At 66.0% G+C, this 25,443-nt stretch carries 18 protein-coding genes; 5 read left to right on the top strand and 13 right to left on the bottom strand.

What is annotated here, in order from left to right; genetic code table 11:
* Window positions 1-23: 23 nt before the first annotated feature.
* On the bottom strand, window positions 24-476 hold the full coding sequence (locus BM125_RS20905; protein ID WP_342741303.1) for a peptide ligase PGM1-related protein: 453 nt from the start codon (window positions 474-476) through the stop codon (window positions 24-26).
* Here BM125_RS20905 and BM125_RS20335 point away from each other — a divergent pair.
* Window positions 377-1,147 (top strand): N-formylglutamate amidohydrolase, encoded by a 771-nt coding sequence (locus BM125_RS20335; protein ID WP_175498160.1) that lies wholly within the window; start codon window positions 377-379, stop codon window positions 1,145-1,147. The two genes, BM125_RS20905 and BM125_RS20335, sit on opposite strands and share 100 nt — an antisense overlap.
* A gap of 73 nt (window positions 1,148-1,220) precedes the next feature.
* Here the strand turns inward: BM125_RS20335 and BM125_RS17140 are convergent, their stop codons facing one another.
* Window positions 1,221-2,006 carry a DUF2189 domain-containing protein gene (locus tag BM125_RS17140; RefSeq protein WP_175498161.1) on the bottom strand — a complete coding sequence of 262 codons (786 nt, stop codon included), beginning with the start codon at window positions 2,004-2,006 and terminating at the stop codon, window positions 1,221-1,223.
* Between the two features lie 454 nt (window positions 2,007-2,460).
* On the opposite strand from BM125_RS17140, the gene BM125_RS17145 reads away from it, so the two are divergent.
* The gene (locus tag BM125_RS17145; protein ID WP_092410253.1) at window positions 2,461-5,229 is read left to right on the top strand and encodes an exo-alpha-sialidase; all 2,769 of its coding nucleotides are present in this window, start codon (window positions 2,461-2,463) and stop codon (window positions 5,227-5,229) included.
* Between the two features lie 153 nt (window positions 5,230-5,382).
* Here the strand turns inward: BM125_RS17145 and BM125_RS17150 are convergent, their stop codons facing one another.
* The 3 genes from BM125_RS17150 to BM125_RS17160 all read right to left on the bottom strand — a co-directional run bounded on the left by BM125_RS17150 (window position 5,383) and on the right by BM125_RS17160 (window position 9,495).
* Window positions 5,383-6,291: a haloalkane dehalogenase gene (locus tag BM125_RS17150; protein ID WP_092410255.1), complete on the bottom strand. Its 909-nt coding sequence runs from the start codon at window positions 6,289-6,291 to the stop codon at window positions 5,383-5,385.
* Between the two features lie 166 nt (window positions 6,292-6,457).
* A complete protein-coding gene (locus BM125_RS17155; RefSeq protein ID WP_092410257.1) occupies window positions 6,458-7,156 on the bottom strand; it encodes an SDR family oxidoreductase in 699 nt (232 codons plus the stop codon).
* Between the two features lie 245 nt (window positions 7,157-7,401).
* Window positions 7,402-9,495, bottom strand: coding sequence for a winged helix-turn-helix domain-containing protein (locus BM125_RS17160; RefSeq protein ID WP_092410259.1), 2,094 nt, complete (start codon window positions 9,493-9,495; stop codon window positions 7,402-7,404).
* A gap of 253 nt (window positions 9,496-9,748) precedes the next feature.
* Between BM125_RS17160 and BM125_RS17165 the strand changes: the two genes are divergently transcribed.
* Window positions 9,749-10,672 (top strand): Vgb family protein, encoded by a 924-nt coding sequence (locus BM125_RS17165; protein WP_092410261.1) that lies wholly within the window; start codon window positions 9,749-9,751, stop codon window positions 10,670-10,672.
* Window positions 10,673-10,758: 86 nt separating this feature from the next.
* Here the strand turns inward: BM125_RS17165 and BM125_RS17170 are convergent, their stop codons facing one another.
* Window positions 10,759-11,067: a UBP-type zinc finger domain-containing protein gene (locus BM125_RS17170; RefSeq protein ID WP_092410263.1), complete on the bottom strand. Its 309-nt coding sequence runs from the start codon at window positions 11,065-11,067 to the stop codon at window positions 10,759-10,761.
* Window positions 11,068-11,241: 174 nt separating this feature from the next.
* Between BM125_RS17170 and BM125_RS17175 the strand changes: the two genes are divergently transcribed.
* A complete protein-coding gene (locus tag BM125_RS17175; protein ID WP_092410265.1) occupies window positions 11,242-11,688 on the top strand; it encodes a hypothetical protein in 447 nt (148 codons plus the stop codon).
* Window positions 11,689-11,885: 197 nt separating this feature from the next.
* On the opposite strand, the gene BM125_RS17180 is transcribed toward BM125_RS17175, so the two are convergent.
* The 7 genes from BM125_RS17180 to BM125_RS17210 form a co-directional block, all read right to left on the bottom strand.
* Window positions 11,886-12,692, bottom strand: coding sequence for a hypothetical protein (locus BM125_RS17180; protein WP_092410267.1), 807 nt, complete (start codon window positions 12,690-12,692; stop codon window positions 11,886-11,888).
* Between the two features lie 253 nt (window positions 12,693-12,945).
* Complete coding sequence (locus BM125_RS17185) at window positions 12,946-13,599, bottom strand: response regulator transcription factor (protein ID WP_092410269.1); 654 nt, start codon at window positions 13,597-13,599, stop codon at window positions 12,946-12,948.
* A 29-nt stretch (window positions 13,600-13,628) separates the two neighbouring features.
* Window positions 13,629-15,038: an FAD-dependent oxidoreductase gene (locus BM125_RS17190; RefSeq protein WP_092410271.1), complete on the bottom strand. Its 1,410-nt coding sequence runs from the start codon at window positions 15,036-15,038 to the stop codon at window positions 13,629-13,631.
* Window positions 15,035-19,498 carry a glutamate synthase large subunit gene (gene gltB / locus BM125_RS17195; RefSeq protein WP_092410273.1) on the bottom strand — a complete coding sequence of 1,488 codons (4,464 nt, stop codon included), beginning with the start codon at window positions 19,496-19,498 and terminating at the stop codon, window positions 15,035-15,037. Before gltB ends, BM125_RS17190 begins: the two co-directional genes overlap by 4 nt.
* 197 nt (window positions 19,499-19,695) lie before the next feature.
* Window positions 19,696-22,377 (bottom strand): DUF349 domain-containing protein, encoded by a 2,682-nt coding sequence (locus BM125_RS17200; RefSeq protein WP_092410275.1) that lies wholly within the window; start codon window positions 22,375-22,377, stop codon window positions 19,696-19,698.
* A 33-nt stretch (window positions 22,378-22,410) separates the two neighbouring features.
* The gene (locus BM125_RS17205) at window positions 22,411-23,661 is read right to left on the bottom strand and encodes a TraB/GumN family protein (RefSeq protein WP_092410277.1); all 1,251 of its coding nucleotides are present in this window, start codon (window positions 23,659-23,661) and stop codon (window positions 22,411-22,413) included.
* An 11-nt stretch (window positions 23,662-23,672) separates the two neighbouring features.
* Window positions 23,673-24,560 (bottom strand): carbon-nitrogen hydrolase, encoded by an 888-nt coding sequence (locus BM125_RS17210; protein ID WP_092410279.1) that lies wholly within the window; start codon window positions 24,558-24,560, stop codon window positions 23,673-23,675.
* Between the two features lie 324 nt (window positions 24,561-24,884).
* Between BM125_RS17210 and BM125_RS17215 the strand changes: the two genes are divergently transcribed.
* Complete coding sequence (locus BM125_RS17215; RefSeq protein ID WP_175498162.1) at window positions 24,885-25,331, top strand: REP-associated tyrosine transposase; 447 nt, start codon at window positions 24,885-24,887, stop codon at window positions 25,329-25,331.
* Window positions 25,332-25,443 lie beyond the last annotated feature (112 nt).

Consider the following 25,443-nt stretch of genomic DNA (forward strand, 5'->3'; position numbering starts at 1 on the left):
GGTTGCGCCGGCAGCCGACGGTGTCAGTCGAGGGCCGCTTCGCGCTCGAGTATCTCGACCGTTTCACCGAACATCGCCTGGGCCTCGGCGACGGTCTCGGCGATGCACACGACCCCGAGCATTCCGTATTCGGAGAGTGGGCCCAGCAGATGGAAGACGATGCCCGCTGGCGCGTGTCTTCGCGTTGCCGCTCGTGGTCGACGACGGTGTCGATCAGCTGTTCCGGGATGAAGCGCCGAAAGTACGGGGGCAGCAGGCTGTCGATGACGTGGTGGTTCCGGTGCGTGCCCAGCAGCGTGACGGAACAGCCCGAGCCGCGGAGCCCTTCCACATCGTGCTCGCGGCATCGCAGTGCAAACTTTTCGATCAAAGGCGCGTGCGGCACACTGCCGGCATGAATGTCGATGCCTACACCGCGCCTGTCCACTTTCACCCAGGTCCGAACGCGGCGTTCCTCGTGGTCTGCGACCACGCATCCAACGCGGTGCCAGAGGAATACCAGGCGCTCGGGCTGCCCGCGCATGCGCTCGAGCAGCATATCGCCTGGGATCCCGGAGCGCGGGGCGTCAGCTTCGCCCTCGCCGATCGACTCGAATGCCCCGTGATCCTCGGCGGAAGCTCACGATTGCTGATCGATTTGAATCGCGACATCGACGACGCCAGCTCGATCACCGCCGAAATCGACAGCACCTTCGTGCCGGCAAATCTGGCCATCAGCGACGACGAGCGAGCCCAGCGCGTGCGCCGATTCTTCGCGCCTTACCATGCCCGCATCGATGCCTGGCTCGACGAGCAGCTGGCCCGGCGTATCAAGCCGGTACTGATTTCCGTGCACAGCTTCACCCCACGATTCGGCAGCATCGAGCGGCCGTGGCCGATTGCCGTGCTGTGGAAGAAGTCGCGCGATCCGGTCGCGCCGCTGATCGACTGGTTCGCCGCACAGGGTTATCAGGTCGGCGACAACCAGCCCTACGATGCGCGGGTGCTCGGTGGGCATACCCTCGAATGCCACGCCCTACGGCGCAATCTTGCGCACGTCCTGTTCGAGATCCGCAACAACGAGATCGGAACCGTGCAGCAACAGCAGCAGTGGGGCGAGCGCCTGCATCGCGCGATAGTCGAGACGCGCTTCGGAATGCACGGCTGAAAGTCGGTCGGCCACTTGATTCGGCGCGCGCAAGTCGGCCGTGCGAAATGACTGCCTCACGGTGATTCGCGGCTCAGGCCTCGGGCCAGGTCGAGGCGTCGATGGTTTCGCGATAGGCGTGGTAGGTCGCATAGGCCAGCCAGGGCATGACCACGCCGAGACCGACCAGGGCGCTGGCGAAACCGATCGCGGTGAGCACGCAGATGACCAGCGCCCACTCGAGCATGACGAGCTTGTTGCGCAGCACGGCGTTGATGCTCGACAGGCAGGCCGTGACCATGTCCACCTCGTGGTCGGCGATCATCGGCAGCGAAAACGCCGAGGTCGCGAAGGTCAGCGCGGCGAACACCGAGCCGATCGCCGAACCGATCAGCAGGAACTCCATGAGCGCGTGCGTGTCGCCCTCGGGTGCCGGGAAGAACGCGGTGAGCATCATTCCCGAGCGCGACCAGACCAGCACGATGACGAACTGGATCAGGGCAAAGATGCCGGCGCTGCCGAGCACCCGCCGCGCCATTGCAAACGAATCGGAGAGCCGTGGCTGGCGACCGCGTAGCAGAGCGCGACTGACCGAGTAGAGGCCGACGCCGATCAGCGGCGCGATGTAGACGAAGCCCGACAGCAGGGCCGCGAGCAGGGCAAAACGACCCAGGGACCAGGCGAACCCGGAAACAAGGGCACTGAGCAGTACGATGACGCTACCAAACAGGGCGCTCAGGGCCGGAGTCTGGCGCAGGTCGGACCAGCCGAGGCGAAGCCAGTGCCACGGCGCATCGGCGGTCAGGATCCGGCAGGGGACCACGAAGGGCCGTGGAATATCTCCGCGCCCATGGTCATCGTTTGCGGACGGATCGTTCACCGGTGGCCCCCCCGAAGTCTGCGATAACCCGTTCGAACGATGCGAACCGTACAACCGGGGTCCGGGCGATACAACCGGAGCTGCACCCTGGGCCCTGGGCCTGCGTCCCCGCCGAACTGTCTGCAAACCGGTTGCATGGCTCAAGCATGACTGCAATGGGTCGCGACAGGCATGGGCAGATGAGTCCGGAAGGGGCCCGAGCGGCATTGGCTCTTCGATTCAGCCTGCCTGCAGAGCGTGCGGGGAACGCCCAGACGGCCAGGTGAGGGGGCGCGGGCAATCCTCCCTGCAAAGGATGTCGCGGGGGCGAGCAGGCGGGACGCCATTACGTCCAGGGACCTAGTCAGGCACCCTCAAAGTCGGTTAACGTTGGCGCCGGCTTGTCTCCATGCCGGAGACGTCAGGGGATACAGTTTTGAACCGATATCCATTCTTGCGGGGTGGATTCGTCCGCGTGCATGCGGCGATCCTGATCAGTGTCCTGGCCTTCGGCGCACACGCCGACGAGTCGGCCGGAAATATTGCGGATGCGGCCTACAAGGCGCAATTGCGCGCATCTCCCTATGTCACGGCCGAATCCTGCGCCGTGCTCGACGATCCCAAACAGGCCAATCTGATGGACGGCCTGCTGTTCTTCCTGGCCAAGGCGTGCGGGCGCCAGGGGGAATTCATCGGACAGGTCGAAAGCGTCGATGCCGGCTTCCTGCCGCCGTACCTCGAGCCGAATACGGATCTCAATGTAAGCAATCCGGCCGGCGATACCGGCACCACGCGCACCCAGAGCGAAACCTCGATCGAGCGCAATCCGGTCACCGGCACGCTCTGCGCGGCCTACAACGATTCCTTCCATGGCGTCACCCAGAACGTCGGCTTCTCCGGTTACTCGCGTTCGACCGACGGCGGCAATACCTGGGTCGACCGTGGCGCGGTGAGCGCCGACGACAGTGGTGACCCGAGCCTGGTCTGGCGCCGACAGGACGGCAAGTTCTATTACGCCGCGTTGCGCAACGGCGGACTCGCGCTGTTCCGTTCGGATGATGATTGCCAGAGCTTCGTGTTGGTCAGCCAGTTCGCGACCAACAACGACGATAAGGAAATCATGGCGATCGACAACGAGCCGACCAGCCCGTTCTACGGCCGCATCTACATTGTCTGGACCGACTTCGGCAGCGGCTCGCGGATCTACAGCATCTTCTCCAGCGACGCCGGTGCGACCTGGTCGGCCCAGCTCGCAATCAGTCCGTCCGGCGAGAGCAACCAGGGTGCCTGGCCGACCATCGCCCCGAACGGCGACGTCTATGTCACCTGGCTGAAGTGGTTGCCGCCGAACGGCTACCCGACCGGCAACATCGAGATTCCGATCTACCGGTCCACCAACGGCGGCGTGAGCTACTCCGTGCTGACCCCAGCCATGACCAACAAGGTCAATCCGCGCGAAGCCGCTGCGACCAGCAGCTGCGGGCGCCCGGCGATCAAGGGCAACGTACGCCTGCTGCCCTCGCCGCAGATCGTATTCCGCAACGGCTACCTGCATACGGTCTACGCCTACGATCCGGACGGCGTGAACACCGGCGACGTCATCGACGTGTTCTATCGTCGCTACAACCCGGCCACCTCGACTTGGGATGCGGAAGTCCGCATCAATGACGATGCGACCACGACCGATCAGTACCAGCCGACCATTTCGGTAGGTTCTGCCGGGCAGGTCACGGTGGGTTACTACAGCCGCCAGCTCGATCCGAACAATCTCCAGATCGACTATTACTCGCGCACGTCCTTCAACAATGGCGCGAGCTGGTCGCAGCCGAGCGTGCGCCTGTCCGACGCCTCCAGCGCGATCGTGCTCGATAGCTCGCTGGCGACCTGCTACCACGGCGACTACGACCAGCAGTTGCAGGACGACAATGGACGCGCCCACTACCTGTGGTCGGATGATCGCGGCAGCACGCCCGACGTGTACACCGATCGGACCCTGGTCGGCACCAACTACCTGCTCGTACCGGTAACCAGCAGCGTCGCCGTATGTTCGCCCGCGAACGCCGACTACACGCTCAACGTCAACCAGTTCCTCGGCTTCAGCGAGCCGGTGACCTTGTCGGCATCGGGCAACCCGGCCAACTCGACGGTCACCTTCGGCACCAATCCGGTGGCACCGGGGGGTTCGAGCTCGGTGACCATCACAACGGCGGGCGTTGCTGCCGGAAGCTCGGTGATCGACATTTCCGGTCTCTCCAGTCCCGGCGCGGTCGTTCAGACCACCGCGCTTGGCCTCAGCGTCTCGACTGCCGCGCCGGTTGCGCCGGTACTCAATACACCGGCGAACAACGCGACCGTCGTTCCGGTCCGCCCGACCTTCGCCTGGGCCGCGGCGCCGCAGGGTGTCAACTACGTGCTCGAAGTCGACAACGAGCCGTCGTTTGCCCCGCCGCTGACCTACACCGCGACGGTCACGGGCACCAGCCATGTACCGAACTCGGATCTTCCTTCCAATACGACGCTTTACTGGCGCGTACGTTCGGACAACGTCTGTGGCACCGGGCCGGATGCAGCAGCCTTCACCTTCACGACGGTACCGCTGCCGGGCGATTGCCCGATCGGCGCCGTGGCCAACAACGTCTATTCGACGGATTTCGAGGGCGACAATTCGGCCTGGACGCTTGGGGCGGGCAGCGTCGGTTCGAGCAACTGGGCGATTTCGACGGCACGTCCGCATGGCGGCACCAATGCGTTCCTGGCCCAGGATCTGGCGGCCGCCTCCGACCAGCGCCTGATCTCGCCGGCGATCGCCTTGCCGACCGGACAGGATCCGCTGGCGCTTATCTTCTGGAACGACCAGACCCTCGAGAAGAACGGAACGACGGGTTGCTATGACGGCGCGATCCTGGAGATTTCGACGGACGGTGGCGCCAACTTCACCCAGGTGCCGGGCGTTTCGGCCCTGACCGACCCGTACGACGGTCCGATCAGCGGATCGTTCCAGAATCCGCTCGCGGGCCTGAGCGCGTGGTGTGGCGATCCGCAGGCTTACCTGCGCTCCGTGATCGACCTGACTGCGTTCGCAGGACAGACCGTGCAGTTCCGATTCCGGGTCGGCAGCGACAGTTCGGTCGGGCGCACGCCGCATGGCTGGTACATCGACGACGTCGCCGTGCAGTCATGCCAGTCCTCCGTTTCCGATGTCATCTTCGCCGACGGTTTCGATCCGGTCGTCGTCGTTCCGTAAGGCCAACTGGCCCGGGGCAGGGTGCGAACCCTGTCCCGGGCCTGCTTTCGGGTTGCCCGGTTGGGGGTGGAACTTGAGCACACCCACCTGTCGGCAGGTCGTCAGGTAGCCGCGATCAGGCGCCCGCGATGGGGCAGGCGCATGCCGATGGTTTCAAGTGTCCGCAATGAATCGCGCCAGTACGCGCGCCAGTTCCTCGCCGACATCTTCCTGCAGAAAGTGGCCACCTCCGGCCAAGGTCCGGTGGGCCTGCTTGCGGGCGCCCGGAATCAGCTTCTGCAACACGGCGTCCGCACCCCGCGTGATCGGATCTTGGTCGCTGAATGCGGTCAGGAACGGTTTTTCCCATTGCATGAGCGACTTCCAGGCTTGCCGGTTCGGTTCGGCAGCCGGGTCATCCGGCGTGGTCGGTACCAGCAGAGGGAACGCGCGCGCACCCGCCTTGAAGGATTCGTCGGGAAATGGCGCGTCGTAGGCGGCGATCTCGCTTTCCGTGAGACGCTTGGCGCAGCCGCGCGAAACGATTTGACCGACCGGAAAGACCGGTGTGCTGCGCGCATATTCGCGCCATTCGCGGAAGGCCGTGCCCGGATCGTGGTCGCCCGTCGGAAGAAAGGTGTTGGCGGCCAGCACGCGGGCAAACCGACCGCCATGCTCGGCGACCAGACGCAGTCCGATCAGGCCGCCCCAGTCCTGGCAGCACAACGTGATGCCCCGCAGATCGACCGCTTCGAGGAAGGCCGACATCCAGTCGACGTGGCCCTGGTAGCTGTAGTCCGCGATCGATGCCGGCTTGTCCGAACGGCCGAAACCGATCAGATCCGGGGCGACGACGCGGTGTCCGGCATCGAGCAGCACGGGGATCATCTTCCGGTACAGATACGACCAGGAGGGCTCGCCATGCAGGAGCAGGACCGGCGCAGCAGCGCGCGGGCCTTCGTCGAGATAGTGCAGGCGTAACGGCTGCAGGCTGCCCCTGTCGCCCAACTCGACATAGTGGGGTGCGAAATCAAAACCGGGTAGCGTGTCGAATCGATCCTCGGGCGTGCGCAAAACCTGCATTGCGATGTTCCTTCGTGAACGTGGGAGCGACGGTAGCAGACGCATGGCAACCGGTCAGGATTCGAGCACGCCTGTTGCGGGACCGACGGCCGCGGTCGGAAATTGTCCCATCCCGAGCCACCAGTGCTTACACGATCCTCGCACCGTGTCGACCGCGCAGATCGGGCTAGAACACGACCGGCTGGCTGAGTGGATGGACCAGCAGTTCATCGATTCGAAGGTGCGGCTCGGCGCCCAGCACGTGCAGCACCGAACGGGCGACGTCGAGCGGCCGCAGGTCGTTCCGGCGTTCCACGCGGCCCGGGATATTGCCGTTGAAGAAGGTGTCGGTAAGGCCCGGCCTGATCTCGGTCACGCGCATCCCGTAGTCCTGGCCTTCGAAGGCCAGGGCCTGGGTCAGGGCGCGCTGTGCATACTTGCTGGCCGAATAGAGCCCGCCGCCTGCAAACGTGCGGTTGCTGACATCGCTGGTGACGTTGACCATCTGGCTGTGCTTGCCGGTTTCGTGACGTTTGCGGAAGTGCGGCACGAAATGCCGGCTGGTCAGGATCAGGCCGAGGACATTGGTGTCCATGACGCGCCGATACTCCTCGACCGTCACGTCTTCCATCGCCTTGAACACGCCGATGCCGGCATTGTTGACGAGAGTGTCCACGTCCGCCGCGACGGCGATGCGGGCGAATTCGGCGACGCTCGACTCATCGATGACGTCCAGCGCTGCGAACTGCACGCCATCGATCGGAGGATCGGGCGGGCGCCGCGAGCCGGCGATGACGCGCGCGCCGTTTGCGGCAAGCAATCCGGCAATGGCAATTCCGATGCCGCGGCTGGCGCCGGTAACGGCTACGACACGATCCTTCAACATTCAGCTTGTCCGATCAAGGTCAGTCCGGCAGGAACCTGCATGGCGGCAATCCCGTTAGATGGCCAGCAACGAAGGCAGATGCTAGTGCATACGCGGAAGAGCGGATACCTGCGCTGAGGCGCCGGCCTCCCATGCGCGTCGGCCTGCGGCCGGGTCGACGCGATCGCCTGCCGAATCCGCGTCGAGCACGAGACGAGTTTGCTGGTGCGTGCCTGCACGCGCGTGCCTCCTCGAAGCCGGGCCGATCATCGTGACGCCGGTCCGGCAATCATGAGGTCCATGCTCAGTGAGGTCAGGGTGACGGTCGCCAGTGCCCCGTTGGCCGAGACCGCGATGCTCGGGCCTGCGCCATCGGGAACATGTTCGCTGGCAACGGCTTGCGGCTTGCCATCGGGAAGTCTCATCGACCACAGCAGGTTCTTGTCGCGATAGGTGAGGACGCTGCCGTTCAGGGCGAAGGCCTCGGGCATGGAATCGTCGGAAAGTACCAGCGCGTCGACGGTTTGGGGTTCGGCGAGAGGTGCGAACCTGAGCTCGCCGGAACCCGGGGTCCGCCACGCAAGCCATTCGTTCGAGGCGCGGTAGGCAGCGACCGGACCCAGTCCCAGGTTCTCGGCAGTAGCCTGGCCTGCGCGCAGTTGCATCAACGTACTCTGCGCGGTGCCATGGCCGACCAGATAGAGCAGGCGATCGGGGAGCTCGATGCCCTGGAACGCCCCCGGCTCGACTTCGCTCATGACTGAGAGCACGTCGCCATCGAGCTGATATCGGTACAAGCGGGTCTGCCGATTTTCGTAGGCCGTGAGGACCAGCGAGTTGTCGCGTGCCGACCAGGTCGGTCTGACCCAGCGCAATGAGGGATCGAGTGCCAGTTGCCGGGTCTTGCCAGTGAGCGCGTCGTGGACGAGGACCGATTCGGCGCCGTTGCGGTTGCTGCCCAGGGCAATCAGGCGCCCGTCGGCGGAAAACTCGGGTTGGGCTTCGTAACGCAGTGAGCGCGCGATGGCGGTCCATGTTCCGCCGATCGCGTCGCGCAGCCAGATGTCGGCGTCGTAGCGGGCCTCCGACCAGACCGCGGCACCATTCGCGGCGATGTCGATGGATCGCGCGCCGCGGCCACCGATCAGTTCCGGCTGGCCACCCGGGCGTAACCGGTGCAATGCGCGATAGAGGATCAGGTCACCGGCAATCCAGAGGTTGCGGCTGTCCGGTTCGAAAGCATGGCCGTAGACCGGTTCCGGACGCTTCAACAGCGCCACCGGCGGCGCCATCCGTGGCCATGGGGCGCGCCATAGCTGCCGGTCGTCGCCGTTGACACTCGCGTAGACGATTTCCGTGCCATCGGTCGAGAGCCGTGGATCGACGTGAGCCCCTTCGTGCAGCAGGGGCATCGTCAGGCGCCGTAGTTCGCCGCTGCGCCGGTCGAGTTGGATCAGTCCCGGTGCATGATTCGCGTCGACTGGTTTGCCGGTAAGGATCAACGCGAGGCCGCCATCGGCCCACTCGATGCCGCCGCTTGCCGAATCCGCGCATTCACCGACGCGCACGTGATGACCGTCGACCACATCCACGCTCCACACTTCGCAGCCTGATTCGCCGTGGCGCGTCAGCGCGATTTCGCGACCATCGGGGGATGGTGCGGGGTGGCGCAGTGCCTTTGCATCCTGCCAGAGGACGCGCTCGGCCCGATTGCCCGGGTCGACCATGACCAGCTCGCTGGCTTCGCTGCCTGGCGCCGAACGGATATAGACCACGCGTCCCAGGACGTCGAATCGTGCGTCGTATTCGAGGCGGGGGTCGGCAGCCAGCGGTTGGGCCGAGAGGAGATCGACGGCGAGTTCGGCCCGATGCACGGACCCAGCCTCGGGATCGACGATATGCCGCCAGGTGAGCGCCAGCAGCGCCATGGCGGCGAGCGCCGACAAGGAAAGGCGCAAACCCCGAATGCGTGCGCGCGATGGCAGGGAGGTGGCGGGCCCGGCCGCGTCGGCACGGCCGGTTGGATCGTTCCGGGCTGTCTCAGCGATCCATCGATAGCCTCCCTTTGACAGGGTTTCGATGAATCGCGGCTCGCGGGCGTCGTCGCCAAGGATCGCGCGAAGTTCGGCGATGGCGCGGGAGAGAACCTCATCGTTGACTTCGCGTCGGGTCCAGACCTGCTCGATCAGGCCTTCGCGGGTGAGTACCGTTCCGGGTTCGTCGAGGAACCGGCGCAGCAGTCGATCCAGCAGGGGCTTCAGGCGGACTTCGCGCCCGGGCTGGACCAGGAGGCGTCGCCCGGGCGTGTAGCGCCAATGCAGGAAGGTGTAGTCAGCCATCGGATCCATCGGTCTGCCCATTCCGGAATGCTAGCAAGTCCCCGGCGCCTTGCCGCGGCCTGGATCTCCGATTCGGTAGACGCCTGCAAGGACGCACATGTCCCGGCTGCCCGTCACATCCGTTGACTGCGCGACCTTGCGAGGCTGGCGGATGAGGCGCAGGACTCGGAGGATTCTGCAAAGGAGGAAAAACGGAGGTCTTCGGAACGTTTTGCGAAGGACGTCGGGGGCCCTTGCTTCCATGCTGCGACCTCCCGAACCGCGGAGTCCAGCCATGCCAACCCGAATCGCCATTGCAGCCCTGATCCTGATTTCGATCAGTACCGCGGCATGCGCGCAGCCGTGCAGCCATCACCTCCTGGTCAGCGGATATTTCTCCAACAATGTCGCCATCTACGACGCCTGCAACGGCACCTACCTGCGCCAGCTCGAGCAAGCCGGCCGGATCCAGGGGGCGCAGGCGGTGCGGTGGAACCCGATCGACGACCTGATCTACGTCGTCAGTGAGGGCAACGACCAGATCCAGCGCTACCGCCGCAACAGCAGCTACGAGTTCGTCGACGTGTTCGCGCAACTGGCCAGCAATTTCGATCCGACCGGGATCGATTTTGGTCTCGACGACGAGGTCTACGTGGCCAGCTATGGCCTGAGCCAGGTGGTCGAACTGGACCCGGTCAGTGGCCTGCAGACGTCCGTGCTGCTGCCGTCGAACAGCGGCCTGCAGGGCGCTGACAACGGCCTGATGGCCAGCGTCATCGGGCTTGTCTATGTGCCGGGCTACGACTCGAACAGCGTGGCCCGGGTCGACCCGGAAAGTGGCCAGATCCAGGCGTCGTTCGTACCTCCCGGCACGGCCGGACTCCTGGAAACGAGAGGGATCGTCGACGAAGGCGCAACGATCCTGGTCGGCGGCGAGGGCAGTGGCGCGATCTACCGCTTCAATGCCATGACGGGCGCGTTCGTCGCGACGCTGGTCAGCGGGCTCAGCCGGCCGACCGGAATGGCGCTCGGCGTCGACGGTTCGTTGCTCGTGTTGACGGGAAATCGCGTGCGCCGTTACGACCGCAGCACGGGCGCCGATCTCGGTGTACTCGCAAATGGCGTCACTGGTGGCATCTCTGGTGGCACCTTCGTGGCCTTGGTGCCAAATCCGGATTCCGATCTGATCTACCGGAACGGTTTCGATCCGGCCGACTGAATGCCTGCCGCAGGGGTCGGTTCGTCCATCGTGCTGCATCCGCCTGCACGTCGGCTGCAGCCCCGCGCCCGGGCCGGGCGCAGCGATCAAACGTAGCGCGGAATCGGTCCGTCCTGCGGTGTGGTGTCGCCATCGAGATCGAAGAAGCATTCGTCGAGGTAGCACCAGGCCCAGCCCTCGGGCGGATCGTAACCTTCGATGATGGGATGGCGGGTGGCATGGAAGTGGGCGGTCGCATGGCGTCCGGGCGACTGGTCGCAACAGCCGACATGGCCGCAGGTCCGGCAGATGCGCAAATGCACCCAGCGCATGCCGGATTTCAGGCAATCCTCGCAACCACGGGCGCTCGGCTTCACGGGGCGGATCGTGTCGAGGTGCGAACAGTCGTCGGCCATGCATCGTCTCCGGGTTGTCCGGTCATTGGACAACCGTGGCGTGTCCCGTGCAAGCCTGCGCATCGATGGCCTGCAATTTCCATTCGAGTGCCGGGATCGGTACTTTCGGCCGTTTCCGGCGTCCGTGCCGTTCTGCGACGCTGCCCTATCCCGTCCATTGCCGTCAGGTACCTCATGAGCCCCTCGTTCGATCCCAGTCGTCTTTCCGATGTCGTCGATGCCATGTACGCCATGGTCTCCGGGCCGGCCGGTCCCCGCGACTGGACCCTGCAGGAGAAGGTTTTCCATCCCGAGGCGCGGCAGATGCGCACCGGCGTCGACGCCGATGGCAAGCCCTGGATCAGGATCATGACCCTCGACGACTACGCGGCCGACACGACGCCATTCTTCGCCGTCAACGATTTCTTCGAGGTCGAGGTCGGCCGGCGCGTGCAGCAGTTCGGCAACATGGCGCATGTCTGGAGCGTCTACGAAGCGCGCAAGGCGCCCGACGACGACGTGCCGGAGCGTCGCGGCATCAACTCGATCCAGTTGTTCCGCAATGCCGTCGGCCACTGGCAGATCACCTCGATGATCTGGGACAACGAACGCCCCGGTGTCGCGGTGGACTGGTCGCTGTAGGGAAGGTCTGATCGCCAATCGAGCCTCGCTGACCAGCATTCCGCGCCCTTCCAGGGGCCTGGTGCGCATAAGCGATGTGTGATGCCAGCCGCGAATTCACCGGCCGCTGAGCGCACGGCGGCGCCCATCGCGCACCGCTCCGTGAGGGAGCGGTGCGCGCTGTCGGAAGCGGTCGGCGCAGGGGCCGCCTGCCGGTCTCAGTCGCCGTAGAAGCGAACACCATAGAAGATGTTGGCGCTGTCCACGTAGGTCATCGATCCGCTCAGGTTGAGGCGGATCGTGATCGGCTTCTTGAAGAACTTGTCGACGATGTTCGGCGGCAGCCCATACGACTCGGCGAGGGAGCGTTTGCTGACCAGACCGCCGATGCAGGTGCGCGAGGTGATCGTGCGCTTGAGGTCGGACTCACCGGGCTGCAGGGTGACGAACTCGAGGACGGGACTGCCAAGCGGCAGCTCGATCGCTCCGTTGAACGGCAGACCGGTCGTCGGGTCGATCAGCGCCGGATCGTCGAGCAGTTCGTTCTCGATCGTGAACCCGTTGAGGAAACGGAATCGACCCGTGACTGGCGACGGATCCGGATTGAAGTAGTTCCACAACGGAAATGAAGTGACACCGAAGCAGATCAGCGATTTCGTCGCATTCTTCGGCAGGGAGATGCGGCCGATATCACGCTCGTCGAAGTTTGTCGGCGTGCCGGCGGCGCCGAGCGTGATGCAGCGATCGTCCGGCCCTGGCGGCGGATCGCCCGGCAGCGGCGTGCAGTCGCTCTGCAAGTTCACGTTGCCGGTCTGGGCAAGGCCGATGTAGGTCACGTTGCGACCGAACGAGTCGGCATCGCCGACGTCGTCGACGCTGACCGATTTGGCCAGCGCGGCCTGTTCGGCCCGGGCCTGCTGCATGGCCTCGCTGGTCGAGGCCCCCTCGTTCGCAGCGATGGCGAACGGCGAGACAACGATCGCGATCGCCAGGGCGATGCGTTTGCCAACCACAATCATGTTCATCTTGACTCTCCAGGGGACCAGGAGAAAACTCCGCATCCGGAACGGGTTCCGTTTCTCCTGGCTGTTTGGCAGGGCCTGCGGAGCGCTTGCATCGTTGCGCCGGGAGGACGTCCGGGTCAAGTGTGGAGAAGGCAAGGGCGAAACTTGTAGTCATGCGCGGCAGCGGCGCCGCGCGGCGATTGGCAGGATCCGGGCCTGATCCGGGATTCCACGCCGGGCGACCCTGCAGCCCCGGGTGTCGCCACGAGGATCGCTAGTCCGCTACCGAGCGCGAAGGATCGGCGATCTCCAGAGATCGCAAGAGGACGCTGGCCTGGGTGCGGTTGCGCACGTCGAGGCGTTCGAACACGGCGCTCATGTGCGCCTTGACCGTGCGTTCCTGGATGTCGAGACGGTCAGCGATCTGCTTGTTGAGCAATCCCTCGGCGACCAGGCCCAGCACGCGCAATTGCTGCGGACTCAGCGAAGCGAGGCGGGCGGCCAGTTGCTGGTCCTGTTCGGCGGCGGAGTCGTCACCAAGCGGCAAGGGCAGTGGCGCCTCGCAATCGATCACGGCGCGCAGCATGGCCTGGATGTCCGAGAAACTGCTGCGCTTGGGGATGAATCCGGCGGCGCCATAGGTCAGGGCGCGGCGCATGACCTGGGGGTCGTCGTTGGCCGAGATCATGACCACGGCGACCGAAGGGAACTCGCTGCGCAGGGCGACCAGGCCCATCAGTCCGTGACAGCCCGGCATGTGCAGGTCGAGCAGGACCAGATCGATGCCCGGTTGTGCGGCCAGCGCCGAACGGGCCGAATCGAGCCCGTCCGCCTCGATGATTTCGATGTCGTTGCCGAGATGGCCGACGGCCTGGACCAGGGCCAGGCGGAACAGCGGGTGATCGTCGGCTATCAGGATCCGGGTCATTGCCCAACTTTAACCGTTCGCGGTCGCGATCAGGCAACCACGTTGAGCTGGCTCAGGATCGAGCGCGCCGCTTCGCGACCGTCGAGTACCGCGCGCACGACCAGATCGGCGCCGCGCACCGTGTCGCCACCGGCGAATACCTTCGGGTGCGCGGTCTGCAGCGGCAGGCGGCCGTCACCACCCACCCTGAGCCGGCCATTGCGTTCGGTCTCGATCGCCGAACGGGCGCACCACTCGGGCGGGCTGGCCAGGAAACCGAAGGACAGGATCACGATGTCGGCCGGAATCGTGTGCCGGCTTTCGGCCACGGCCTCGATCCGGGCGCGGTCGTCGTCGCTGTCGAGCAGACGGGTCTCCTCGATCTCGACGCCGTCGACCATGCCATCGCCGACGATGGCCAGCGGTTGCGCGAGAAATCGGAAGATCACGCCTTCGTCGCGTGCGTTCTTCACTTCCTTGCGCGAACCCGGCATGTTGGCCTCGTCGCGTCGGTAGACGCAGGTGACCCGCGCCGCGCCGAGGCGCACCGAGGTGCGCACGCAATCCATCGCGGTATCGCCGCCACCGAGCACGACCACGCGCTTGCCTTCGAGGTCAGGCAGGACGTCGGCAGCGGTCGCCGTGCCGAGCTGGCGCCGGGCGTTGGCGATCAGGAAAGGCAGGGCGACAATCACGCCATCGAGATCCTGCCCGGGCAGTCGCGCGTCGACCGCGGTGTAGGCGCCGGTCGCCATGAACACCGCATCGTAGTCGTCGACCAGAGTCTCGAAGGCGACGTCGCGACCCACCTCGACGCCGAGGCGGAAGCGCACGCCCTGGTCCTCGAGCACACGTCGTCGGGTGCGCACGATGTCCTTTTCGAGCTTGAAGGCCGGGATGCCGAAGGTCAGCAAGCCGCCGATCTCCTCGTAGCGATCATAGACATCGGCGCCAACGCCGGCGCGCACGAGGCGATCGGCAGCGGCCAGGCCGGCCGGACCGGCACCGATGATGGCGACGCACTTGTCGGTGGTCGTGGTTGCTTCGGGCGGGCGCCAGCCGAGGCGGATCGCCTCGTCGGTGATCGAGCGCTCGATGGCGCCGATGGTGACCGCGCCGAAACCTTCCTCGAGCGTGCAGATGCCTTCGCACAAGCGATCGTGTGGGCAGACCCGCCCGCAGATTTCCGGCAAGGGATTGGTTTCGTGCATGAGGGTGGCCGCATCCATGACGCGGCCCTCCTTGACCAGCTTCAGCCATTGCGGAATGCGATTGCCGAGTGGACAGCTCCATGAACAATACGGGTTGCCGCAATCGATGCAGCGCGAGGCCTGGTCGGCCGCTTCGCTGCCGACGAAGTCGGCGTTGATCTCGTGGAAGTCGAGCACGCGGATCGGTATCGACACCTCCGCCGGCAGCGCGCGCGGAAACTTGAGGAACGGGAACGGCCGCTCGCTCATGCCGCTTCCCTCAGCTCGCTGTTCAGCGCGGCCAGGCTGGCCGCCTTCGGCTTGACCAGCCAGACCTTGTGCAGGACATCGCGGAAATCGCCGAACAGTTGCTTCGCCCAGGCGCTGTCGGTCGCATCGATATGGAACTGCATCAGCGCGCGCAGGTGCTGCAGGTGATTTTCCATGCCCTCGAGCGAGATGCGGTTGATGTCGACCAGCTCGTGGTTGTAGCGGTCGAAGAAGTTGCGCTCGAGATCGAGCACATAGGCGAAGCCGCCGGTCATGCCGGCGCCGAAATTGAGTCCGCTGCGGCCGAGCACGACCACGGTGCCGCCGGTCATGTATTCGCAGCCGTGGTCGCCGACGCCTTCGACGACGGCGATCGCACCGGAATTGCGCACCGCGAAACGCTCGCCCGCCCGGCCCGCCGCATACAGCTCGCCCCCGGTCGCGCCATACAGGCAGGTGTTGCCGATGATGCTGGCCTCCTGCGAGGCGTAGCGGACGCCACCGGGTGGGCGCACCACGATACGGCCACCGGCCATGCCCTTGCCGACACCGTCGTTCGCTTCACCGGTCAGTACGAGTTCGAGGCCATCGACATTCCAGGCACCGAAACTCTGCCCCGCCGAACCTTCGAACTCGAGCGTGATCGGCCCATCGGCCATGCCGTGGTCGCCCCAGGTGCGGGCAATCTCGCCGGACAGCCGGCCACCAATCGCACGGTCCACGTTGCGGATCGGATAGCGGAAGCGGCCACCCGTTTTTCCGGCAACCGCTTCGCGGGTGTCGCGAACCGTGGCCAGGGCGAGGTCGGTCGGACCCGGCGCCAGCGGACCGGCGCCGCAGAGGTCGAGTGTCGAGGTCCGCGCCTCGGCCCGAGCCAGGATCAGCGAGAGATCGACCTTGCCCTGCTTGGCCGTGATGCCGGCCAGCGGTTGCAACAGGTCGGTGCGACCGACCAGGTCGTGCAGGCTCGGCACGCCGAGTCGGGCGAGCAGGGAGCGCACGTCGTCGGCGATGAACTGGAAGAAGTGCTGGACCATCTCCGGAGCGCCGACGAAATGCTGGCGACGCAGGATGTCGTTCTGCGTGGCGACACCGGTCGCGCAGGAGTTGAGGTGGCAGATGCGCAGGTACTTGCAGCCCAGCGCGACCATCGGTCCGGTGCCGAAGCCGAACGAGTCGGCACCGAGGATCGCCGCCTTGACCACGTCCAGACCGGTCTTCAGGCCGCCGTCGGTCTGCACGATCACGCGGTCGCGCAGGCCGTTGCGGACCAGGGTCTGGTGGGTTTCGGCGAGGCCGAGTTCCCACGGCGTTCCTGCATAGCGGATCGAGGTGATCGGACTCGCCCCGGTGCCGCCGTCGTGGCCGGAGATCGTGACCAGGTCGGCGCCGGCCTTGACCACGCCGGCGGCGATCGTGCCGACCCCGGCATGCGAGACGAGCTTGACCGAGATCAGGGCCTGCGGATTGACCTCGCGCAGATCGTGGATCAGTTCGGTCAGGTCCTCGATCGAATAGATGTCGTGATGCGGTGGCGGTGAAATCAGGCCGATGCCGGGCTTGGCATAGCGCAGGCGGGCGATCAGGGCATTGACCTTGTCGCCGGGCAGCTGGCCGCCCTCGCCGGGCTTGGCGCCCTGGGCGATCTTGATCTGCAGCACCTCGGCATTGACCAGGTATTCGGCGGTGACGCCGAAACGGCCCGAGGCGACCTGCTTGATCTTCGAGCTGCGCTCGGTGCCGTAGCGGGCCGGGTCCTCGCCGCCTTCGCCCGAGTTGGAGCGTCCGCCGAGCCGATTCATGCCGATCGCGAGCGCCTCATGGGCTTCGGGCGACAGCGCACCGAGCGACATGCCGGCCGAGTCGAAGCGCTTGAGGATGCGCTCGCGCGCTTCGACCGCGTCGAGCGCGGTCGCGGTAGTGTCCTCGCGCAGGGCGGTCAGGTCGCGCAACGTAGAAGGCGGGCGCGAATTCACCGCATCGGCGTACTTTCGGTAGTGGCGGAATTCGCCGGTACGCACCGCGGTCTGCAGGTGGCCGACCACGGCGGGGTTGTACATGTGGTATTCGCCCTCCGGAATGGCCTTGAGCAGGCCGCCGGCGGGCAAGGTGTAGTTCGGGTTGCGCGAACGCGCGAGCTGGGCGCGGTACTCGTTCTCGATGTCGACGAAGCCGGCGCCGCCGATGCGCGAGGGTGTGCCCGGAAAGCACATGTCGACGATTTCGCGGTCGAGGCCGATGATCTCGAACAGCTGCGCGCCGCGGTAACCGGCAATCGTCGAGATGCCCATCTTCGAGAGGATCTTGAGCAGGCCCTTGCGAATGCCGTGCCGGTAGGTGCGACCGATTTCGTGCACGGTCTCGTCCTCGCGGCCGCGGATCTCGCCGCGCTGGTTCATGTCGAACAGGGTCTGGTAGGACAGGAACGGATAGACCGCGGTGGCGCCGAAGCCGATCAGGCAGGCGAAGTGATGGGCGTCGCGTGCGGTCCCGGTCTCGACCAGCAGGTTGCAGTCGCAACGCAGCTGCTTGCGGGTCAGGTGGGCGTGGATCGCGCCGGTCGCGAGCAGGGCGTGGATCTGGGTCAGCCCCGGCTGCGGGAAGCGATCCGAGAGCAGGACGATGGCGGCGCCGCTGGCGACCGCGGATTCGGCCTCGGCGCAGATCGCTTCGAGGGCGGCCTTGAGGCCGATGTCCTCGTCGTAGTAGAGATCGATGCGGACCTGGCGGTCGACCAGGTGCGGCGATGCAAGCAACTGGCGCAGCTTGCGCTGCGACAGCACCGGCGAGCTCAGCAGCACCTGGCGCGCGCCATCGGCGGAGAGGTCGAACAGGTTGCCTTCGAGGCCGATCTGCGAAACCAGCGACATCACCAGGCGCTCGCGCAGCGGGTCGATCGGCGGATTGGTGACCTGGGCGAAGGCCTGGCGGAAATAATCGTAGAGCGAACGCGACTGCTGCGAGAGCACGGCAATCGGGGTGTCGTCGCCCATCGAGCCGGTCGCCTCGGCGCCAGTTTCGGCCAGGGTCTTGAGCACGATGTCGCGCTCCTCGCGGGTCAGGGCGAACTGCTTCTGGAAGCGTGCGAGCACATCGGCCGACATCGGTTCGGCGGCCAGGGCCGGATCGATCAGGTGCGATTCGAGATAGATCACGCCTTCGCGCAACCATTCGCGGTACGGTGCGCGCGCCGCATTGATGCGATCGATGGCGGCACTGTCGAGCAGGCGATGCTCGACCAGATCGACCGCGAGCATCTGCCCGGGTCCGAGCCGGCCCTTGGCCAGGATGCGTTGCTCCGGCACGTCCCAGAGACCGGTTTCCGAGGCGACGATCAGGTGGCCGTCGTCGCTGCGCGACCAGCGCGCCGGGCGCAGGCCGTTGCGATCGAGCGCGCAGACCGCGTAGCGGGCGTCGCACATGACCAGTCCGGCCGGACCGTCCCAGGGTTCGGTATGCAGGGCGTAGTACTGGTAAAAGGCCTCGAGGTCCTGATCGAGGTTTTCATCGGCACTCCAGGCTGGCGGCACGAGGATGCGCGTGGTCGCCAGCAGGTCGATGCCGCCTTCGACGAGCAGTTCGAACATGTTGTCGAGGCTTTGCGAATCGGAGCCGGTGCGGCTGACGTGGTCGCCGATGTCGGAGAGGTCGAGCAGGGGCGAATGCAGTTTCGGCTGGCGTGCCAGGGCCCAGTTGCGGTTGGCCCGGATCGTGTTGATCTCGCCGTTGTGGGCAAGCATGCGGAACGGCTGGGCGAGGCGCCAGTTCGGCAGGGTGTTGGTCGAGAAGCGCTGATGGAAGGTAACCGCGCTGCTGGCCAGTTGCGCATGCTGCAGATCGGGATAGACCTCGCGCAGGCGGCCCGGAGCGGCCATGGCCTTGTAACCGATGGTCGCGGTCGAGAGGCTGACCACATAGAACGACGGGTCATCGGCGAGCGGGACCTCGGCACGGCGACGGGCACGGAACAGGGTGCGCTCGAACGCGGGTTCGTCGAGTCCATCCGGCGCATTGACGAACAACTGGCGGATTGTCGGTCGGCTCGAGAGGCCGAGCGGCCCGCAGGGCGAATCGTTGACCGGCACGTCGCGCCAGCCGGCTGCGCAAACGCCTTCCTCGACCAGCCTCTCTTCGAGTACCCGTTGCGCCGCGGCTGCCTTCGCGGGATCACGATCGAGGAATACCAGGCCGGCTGCGAATCGCGTGTCGAGTTGGATTCCGGCTTCGCCGGCCAGCGCGCGCAGCCAGTCCCCGGCGCGATAGATCAGGACACCGCAGCCGTCGCCGGTGACGCCATCGGCGTTGACGCCGCCGCGGTGGGACATCCTGGCCAGGGCGGAAAATGCCTGATCGACCAGCCAGGTGCTGGCCTTGCCATCGATATTTGCGATCAACCCGAAGCCGCAGCTGTCGTGTTCGAATTCGGGATCGTAAAGTCCGCGGGTCAGGTCTGGCGTCATCTTGCGTCCTGCGCAATCGGGCCGAGCGCACTCATCCCTGGCGGATGCGCTCGCGGAGGTCATCAATGCGGGTCCGTCTCGCAGAGCCAACGATCGGCGATCGTTGCGCCTCCAATCAATCACAAATGTTGCTATGCGTCAAACTAATTTGGACGTCCAAATGGTTCCAAAGGAAACCATCGGAATGCGCGGGCTGGCTAGCCGAGCGTGTCGAGCGCGGCGTGCAACGCACGCTTGAAGCGGGTTTCGAGTGGTGCGTCCTCGACGCCGACGGGGCCGAGTTGCAGCCATTCGGCGAGCAGGTTCTGCAGGGCGGTGTCGGGCGCCGGGGCATTCACCCCGCGCATGCGTGCCGAGAGCTTCTCGAGTTGCAGGTCCATGCGCCGCTGGCGATCCTCGGCGGGCGGTTCGAGGCCTGCCAGTTGCTCGATTTCGAGCACGCAGTCGCGCAACAGGTCGGGGTCGCCGGGCTCGAGTTCCTGGCCTTCGAGGGCGTCGCCGATGCGCGCCCGCAATGCGTCGCCGCCCAAGGTCAGCGGCGGCAATCCGGCCTCGGCCGCGCGGTATCCATCGGCGGCGAGTTCCGAGCGTTCGAGCTGACGGCACAACTCGTAGTGGGACAGCCAGATGTCGAACTGGGCGCGATGGCGCTGCTTCTCGATGCGCCGGCCGAGCTCGGCCAGCCTCGATTGAGCGGACTGGAATCTTTGCCGCAGTGCGGCATCCGCAGGGGAGAGCTCGCGCCAGGCACTTTCGATGCGCTGGACGGCCGCGCGCTCCGGCTGCGCGTCGCCGATGGCGAGCGCTTCGAGTTCGGCGCAGAGCCCGGCGGCCGATTCGAGCGCCTTGCGCTCCTGCGCCGAACGTTCGACGCGTTCGTTGTCGGCGCGCGCGAATACGGCGTCGATGGCGGAACGAAATGTCTTCCATTGGGCCTGGTCGCGCGAACGCTTGCCGTTGCCGGCTTTTTGCCAGAGTTTTTGCAGGTCGCGCGCCTGGCTGATCGCGGTTCGCGTATCGGCCACTTCGCCAAGCGCCGTGGCGCGATCGGTCAGCGCGGCCTTGGCTGCTTCGACCGTTGCGTTCCGTGCGGAGACGCGTTCGTCGACAAGTGCCAGCGCAGCCTTGATCTCGGCAGCGAGGTTCTTGCGCTCGCGCGGATCGACGCGATCGAGGCCGCGCAGTGCATCGGCCAGCTGCCGGCGCAGATTCGGCAGTGCGCGCAGATCCGGCTCTTCGGCCGCCGCATCGGTCCTGGCCTGGGCGATCAGCTCGCTGGTTTCCTTCGTTCCCTGCTTGCGCAACTCGTCGCGCTTCTCGAAATAGGGTTTGGCCGGTTCGATGGCCTTTCGGCACAGCGCGCGAAAATGGCGCGCCATGCCTTCGGTGGCATGCACCGAGCGCGCCTCGATCTGGTCCAGATGCGTCCATTCGGCCTGGATCTCGCGCACGCGCGTCGCCAGCGCGTCCGGATGCAGGCCGGCCTGGGGCAGCAGCTCGAGTTCGTCGCAAAGTTGGCGACGGCGCTCGTTGTCGCTCCAGCGCTGCCACTCGGCGATCTTGGCGTACTCGCTTTCGACATCGGCGAGACGCTCGCGCAGCGAGGCCGGGACCGAGCCGATCTGGCGGCGCAGGCGGCCGATGCTGGCGTGATGGGTATGCGCCTCGGCGGTTTTGCCGGTCTGCATGGCGCTTGCGGTCGCTTCGATGGCGGCTTGCAGTTCGTCGGACCATGCCTGGATCTTCTGCTCGCGGGCGGCCGCCTTGGCCGCTTTCGCCTGGGCGGCACGCTCGGTCTGTTCGGCGAGACGGGCGCTGTCTTCCGTTTCCGTCGTCGACGTGACAGCCAGCTCGTTGCGCGGCAGCGGCTCGAGTGCAGCGATCTGCGCGCCGAGGCGGGCAAACCGGACCGAAACGCCGGCGCTCGAATCGTCGACGTCCTGTGCATAGGCCGCATGCTGTTCGGCCAGTTCGTCGTAGCGTTGCATCAGTTCGTCGCGCTGCTGGCTGCCCCGGTGTTCGGCCAGCAGGCGCTCCAGCGTGCCGATCTGCTCCTCGATGCGGACACGGTCTTCGGCCCGCTGGCGCAGCCTGGCCACGGCGTCGGGGTTGCGGCTCAGTTCGTAGAGTTCGCGCGCATTGCGGTAGCGGGCGATGAACGTCGGCGGGGCCTTGTCCGCGATGCCCGTCCATGCCGAGGCGATGTCCGCGGCTTCTTCGCTGCCGTCGCCTTCGCGCAGGACGCGCTCGAGGCGCTCGCAGAGCTGGCGTGCGCGCAGGGCAATGGCGTCGACATCGCCACGTTCGACGCGCAGGTTCTCGAGCCGCTCGGCGGCCAGCCGGTTGATGGTCTTGTCGGTCCTGCGCGTGCGCTCGACGATGCGTGCGAGCTGGCCCTCATCGTCGATGCGGGCCAGTGCAGCCAGACGTACTTCGGGGTCGGCATCGGTCGTTGCGCGGTCGAGGATCAGGGTCTGGCGATCGATGCGCTGCAGGGCGGCCAGGCGAAGCGGGGCCTCTGGTGCGCTGGTTGCGATCTGCTCGATCAGGCGCGGGTCGTCCTGGGCGCGCAGCAGGCGCAGGCGATCGGCCAGCGAAGGCGCCGCGGCATGGGTGCCGGAAAGCAGTTCCGCCCAGAGGCTGCGCGCGGCGACGCGCACGCCTTCGTCGCGGTCGTCGCTGGCCATGGCCTGGGTCAGGCCCGGATCGGCCAGGCGCTTCATCGCTGCGATGCGCACGCCGGCGTCGGAGTCCTCGCGGGCCAGCCGCGGCAATGCCTCGATCAGTTCCGGCTCCTGGTCGGACGCTACGGCGGCTCGCCGTGCAGATTCGTCCTTCGATTGCCAGCGCGGCTTGGAAAAGAATCGGGCAAGGCTCATGGCGTGATCTTCAGAAGGAGTCGGGAATGGAGTTCAGAGCAGCGACTTGACGATGCGGAAGCCGGCGATCCACTCGCCGAGGATCATGCCGAAGTTGGCGAAGACAAAGACCATCAGGGTGCGCGAGATGCGATTCTTCCACCAACCGGTCCAGTGGATGACGTCGTCGCGCAGACTGTCGAAGTCGGCTACGCGCGGGCGATGGATCCAGACCTCGACGCCGGCGGCGGCCGCACCGACCGGAACGCCGGGGCGGAACGGCTTGAGCGGGCCGACCACGAGGGCGGCCAGGGTGCTGAGCGGATGACCCCCGGCGGCCAGCGTACCGATGGCCGAACCGATGCCGGTGCACAGGGCCCAGGTCCACAGCGCCTCGGTGCCGGAGTCGGTGCCGCGATAGAACAGGATCGCGATGGCGACGGCGATGACCACGAACAGGGCGAGGCCGATGCGTTTCGGCCACGGCGAGCCGGGTGGCAGTTCAGACAGTGCCTTTTGCATCGGGCCCGGATCATCCTGCTGCGCCTCGAGGGCCTTTTCGATGCCGGCGAGGTGGCCGGCACCGATCACCGCGAGGACGCGACGGACCGGCTTGTCGGCGCGCAGGGAATCGGTCGACTCCTCGCGCAGGCGAGCGGTCATGTAGCGGTCGCGCTCGGCGATCAGGGCCTCGAACAGCGGCGGCGACTCCTTGGCGAATTCGTTGAACATGCTGCCGAGCATGTCGCCTTCCTTGAGCTTTTCGATCTCGCTTTCCTCGACGTCCTCGCGCGTGATCAGGCTCGCGGCGAGACCGCCCATGATGCCGACCCGGTCCATGAAGCCGACGCTGCGGATCGCACGCTTGAGGGTGACGCCGACCTCGCGGTCGATCAGCCAGATCGGCAAGTCGCGCGCCTCGGCACCGTCGATCGCCGCCTTCATCTCGGCGCCCGGCTCGATGCCGAACTGCTCGGCCAGGCGGCGCTGGAAGGCGGACAGGGCCAGGTTGGCCGCGACCAGGCCGGCCTTGCCCTGGCGGATGATCTGGAACAGGTCGAGATTGCGGAACGATTCGGGATCGCGCATCGACTTGTAGCGTGGATCGCACAGTTCCACGGCCACCGCATCGAAGGATTCGCGTTCGAGGATTTCGCGCACGGCCTCGACGCTGGCGCGCGAAACGTGCGCGGTGCCGAGGAGGACGTACTCGACCCCATCGCGGGTGATCCGCGCGATCGGTTGTGCGGCAAGGCTGGCGCTCATTTCGCCCGCGCTGGCGGGAAGTTCGTTTTCGCTGGACATGGGTTCCGGAATCAGTCGCGGTAGCGCTTGAGCAGGTCGGCGTAGGCGTCGATGCGGCGGTCGCGCAGGAACGGCCAGATCCGGCGCACCGACTCGCTGCGCGCAAGATCGATGTCGGCCAGCAACAGCTCGCGCTGGTCGGTCGAGGCCTGGGCGAGGAATTCGCCCTGCGGGCCGGCAACGAAGCTCGACCCCCAGAACTGGATGCCGCGGCCGCCATCGGGCGAGGCCTCGAAGCCGGTGCGGTTTACCGAAAGCAGGGGCAGGCCGTTGGCCACCGAATGGGCGCGCTGGCTGATGATCCAGGCCTCGCGCTGGCGATCCTTTTCGTCCTGCGCATCGGCGGGATCCCAGCCGATCGCGGTCGGGTAGAGCAGCAGGTCGGCGCCGGCCAGGGCCATCAGGCGCGCGCCTTCGGGATACCACTGGTCCCAGCAGACCAGCACGCCGAGCTTGCCGACCGAGGTCTGGATCGGCTCGAAGCCGAGGTCGCCCGGGGTGAAGTAGAACTTCTCGTAGAAGGCCGGGTCATCCGGGATGTGCATCTTGCGATAGACGCCGGCGATCTCGCGCGAGCGGTCGAAGACGACGGCGGTGTTGTGGTAGAGCCCGGCCGCGCGGCGCTCGAACAGCGAGCAGACCACGACCAGGCGCAGTTCCCCGGCCAGCGCGCCGATACGTTCGGTCGACGGACCCGGGATGGATTCGGCCCGATCGAACTCGTCGACGCTTTCGTGCTGGCAGAAATACGGTCCGTTGTGCAGTTCCTGCAGCAGGACCAATTGCGCACCAGCGGCCGCGGCTTCGCGCAGGCCGGCTTCGATGGCGTCGAGATTGGCCGCGGTACTGCCGCGGTCGATCTCCTGGAGCAGGGCAACCTTGAGGGATCCGGGGTTCATGGGAATCGCAAACAGGCAAAGGCGGAATGGTAACGCGGAATGCGAGTTGCGGGTTCAATCCGCCGATCTCAAGGTAACAACGAAGCAGCAACGCATCGCCGGTCATCGGAACCGTGTGCCGGCATTCCGGCTTTTCGTAGGAGCGCCTTCAGGCGCGAAGCCCTTGCCCAGAGTTGTCGCACCGGTCAATGCCCTGAACAGCACCAATGCGGCATTTTCCTACAAGAAACTCCGAATACGTCTATCGTGCATGAGCCGGGTCTGGCGAATCATGGCCCCATGAACCAGCCAATCCCTCCTGTTCGAGGCCACGCCCGCTTGCGCATGGGGCGCGCCAGTGAACCCGGCAGAATATATCTCGTTACTTTCTGCACGGCAGGTCGCGCGGCGTTATTCGCCGACCAGACGAGCGCACGGGCATTCGTACGTGCCCTGAATGCGCGTGCGCTTTTTCGGCAATCAACGCTACTCTGCTGGGTGCTCATGCCCGACCACTGGCATGGACTGGTCGAACTCGGTGGCGCCGATTCGCTTTCGACCCTTGTCGGACGCATCAAGGGGTCGACATCCCGGGCGGTGAATGTGTCGCGTGCCGCCAGCGGACAGGTCTGGGCCCGCGGATTCCACGATCATGCCGTGCGCAGCGACGAAGACGTGGTTTGGCTTGCACGCTACGTGGTTCGCAATCCGGTACGTGCCGGTCTGGCAAGGCGCGTCGGCGAGTATCCATTCTGGGATGCGGTGTGGCTAAGCGAAGGGCATCGCGGCTGAAGCCGCTCCAACAACGAAGCGGCATCGCATCGCCGTTCATCGACCCCCGCGCCGCCCGACCGGCACCTCGTAGGAGCGCCTTCAGGCGCGATGCTCTCCGGCACAATTCTGG

Source organism: Dokdonella immobilis, assembly GCF_900115085.1.
GTDB lineage: Bacteria > Pseudomonadota > Gammaproteobacteria > Xanthomonadales > Rhodanobacteraceae > Dokdonella > Dokdonella immobilis.